The following is a 593-nucleotide window of genomic DNA, read 5'->3' as shown; positions in this document are numbered from 1 at the left end:
AAGACGGCATACGAGATTCGCCTTAGTCTCGTGGGCTCGGGCGAGGGGAGAGACTTCGCGATCGGCAACGCGAACTTCCTGTTCACGCCGGCGATCGATCTCGAGCGCTCGCGCACGGAAGTGGCAGAACTGCAGCAGAAAGCCGCCGCCGCCAGGAAAGCGGTGAACGTGCTGACGTTTTCGCATGTGGTCTGCCGCCCGACCGAGGAGGAGGCACGCCAGTACCTCCAATATTTCGCGCAGGACAATGCGGACTGGGGCGCAGTCGATAACCTCGTGGCACTTCAGTTCGCCAATGCGCAGTCGTTCCCTCATGATCTGCTTGCGCTGATCCGCGACCGGATGGCTGCGGGTCATGGCGGCTTTCCGCTCGTCGGGACGCCGCAACAGGTGGCGGCAGGGCTGATTTCGCTCGCCGAAGCGGGCTTCAAGGGCACGACGCTCTCGTTCGTGGACTATGTGAAGGAGTTTCCATACTTCCGTGACACGGTGCTGCCCATCCTGGAGGCACACGGGCTGCGCAGCCCGCGTGAGATTCGCCATGCGGCCTGAGGTCATGGAAGACGCCGAGCCGTTGAACAGCCGCTTCGTGC

General features: G+C 63.1%; 1 protein-coding gene. It reads left to right on the top strand.

The window, feature by feature from the left end; genetic code table 11:
- The coding region (locus BN2476_RS50175) for an LLM class flavin-dependent oxidoreductase (RefSeq protein ID WP_143811273.1) at positions 1–552 on the top strand (552 nt) is incomplete at its 5' end.
- Positions 553–593 lie beyond the last annotated feature (41 nt).

The sequence above is a fragment of the Paraburkholderia piptadeniae genome, from assembly GCF_900007165.1.
Taxonomy (GTDB): Bacteria; Pseudomonadota; Gammaproteobacteria; order Burkholderiales; family Burkholderiaceae; genus Paraburkholderia; species Paraburkholderia piptadeniae.
The sequence above is the reverse complement of the archived record's forward strand: the minus strand, read 5'-3'. Positions and strand labels throughout refer to the sequence as shown.